Below are 1757 nucleotides of genomic sequence, written 5' to 3' on the forward strand. Positions count from 1 at the left end.
TCTGTTTCAAGTTCAATTGGCGCTTTAACCTTAAAAAAACATTCGAACAGCTTATTTATTCATGTATCCGGGCAGCACCTATACCTGAGTATTTACTCAAGCTAGCTGAGATTCGATGGTAATCAGGAATTATTATACTATATTAAATTTAATAAAAATAAATGATAAAGATCACAATTAATTCTTTGCAGGATGTTTGAAAATAAAACAATGAAATATAACTTAATTTTGATATTTTCGCCATTAAACCAATATTATTATAAAATTTAAATCCACATTCTATTTCAATATTTTATTGATACAAAATAAAAATATAGCATCAAATATCTTGACGCCATATTTGCCATATATTTATCAAACATACAACATCCATATCATTATATTTAATTAAGCTTCCTATTATCTATAATTTACTTTACGCCTAGTTGAATAATTGAATATGATTCATCGATATCTTTAACATCTTGAATGATCAACCCTGCTTGGTCAGCCAAAAATTCAAATTCCGTTAAGTTACGCTCTTGCCCTAAAGATGTCATATCCATCAATATATCTAAATATTTAACAAATTTAGATTGTGGTTTTTTCATTAAAGTTATTAATAAAATAGTTGCGTTATTATTCATTGCCTTTCGGCAGTTTTCTAAAATGAGTATTGATTCATTATCAGACCAATCATGAATAATATTCTTTAAGATATATAAATCGTAACCTGATGGAATTGATTTGAAAAAATCTCCATCTATAAAGTCTATATTTTCGTAAGCAGGACTTTTATTATATCTATCCAACACAGCGTAATGTTTCCCTGTTACCCTTTCACTGATTTTTATCAAAAGATTCCCTCTTCCTCCTCCAACATCTAATATTTTATCGTGTTGGCTAAAATCATAAACATCAAATAATTTTTCAATCATTTTATCCGAGTTTTTTGACATTAAAGAATTAAATTTTGCTCTGGGCAATTCATTGCTATCCAAATATTCAAAGATTGGTTTTCCATGAGCTATTTCAAATGCCGATTTACCATTATTTTCAAGCAAGGATTTTGGATACATTAACCAAGCGTTCCATAAATCCGAATCAAACTCCCACTTTATCATTAACGATTCTATACTTTCAGAATCGGCAAGCGCACTGCATTCATCGGAAAGTGCAACTCTATCATTGCTGCTAACTAATATTCCAATTTCAATTAATAAATCACATAATCTATTAAGTCGCGAATAATCAATACCACATTGACAGGCAAGTTCATTGATATCCATACAGGCCCCGTCTTTAAAGTAAACAGACAAACCTGTATCAACAAAAGCATAGATGGCGATTGATTTTCTATATGACGCAATAAGTTCAACTAGCATTAGTTATCCTTTATATTTATTTTATAAAAAGATGAATTGTTTTATTTAAAAATCAGAAAATACATGATGATTTATTAGGTATTCTGATAACTAAAATGTAATCATTAACTTTATATCATTCTCCTTATCTTACAATTTGTTAACTCACCTTGATTCTGTGTTTTAGAGATTCAAATTGTTACTTATCAGACTATATTAGATATAATAGAGAAAAATAATGAAGATTACAATTAACTCTTTAAAGGGGTTTTAAAAACAAAACAAAACCTGATTATCACTTAAATTCAGCTCCCATAGGCGTATACTTAAAATAAGTCTGTGTGGAGGTAAATGAAAATGGCTAAAAATCAGATTCAATTCCAAAAAGGCATTTCTATTCATGAGTTTATTTCA

At 28.5% G+C, this 1757-nt stretch carries 1 protein-coding gene and 1 pseudogene; one reads left to right on the forward strand and one right to left on the reverse strand.

All coding sequences use genetic code 11. The annotated features are described in order from the left end of the window. A pseudogene (locus tag EAE92_RS23990) lies at positions 1 to 122 on the forward strand (IS1595 family transposase); the annotation flags it as partial. Positions 123 to 410: 288 nt separating this feature from the next. Here the strand turns inward: EAE92_RS23990 and EAE92_RS23995 are convergent. Further along, positions 411 to 1364 (reverse strand): methyltransferase, encoded by a 954-nt coding sequence (locus EAE92_RS23995; RefSeq protein WP_214069850.1) that lies wholly within the window; start codon positions 1362 to 1364, stop codon positions 411 to 413. Positions 1365 to 1757: the final 393 nt, after the last annotated feature.

The organism is Photorhabdus hainanensis (assembly GCF_018448965.1).
GTDB lineage: Bacteria > Pseudomonadota > Gammaproteobacteria > Enterobacterales > Enterobacteriaceae > Photorhabdus > Photorhabdus akhurstii.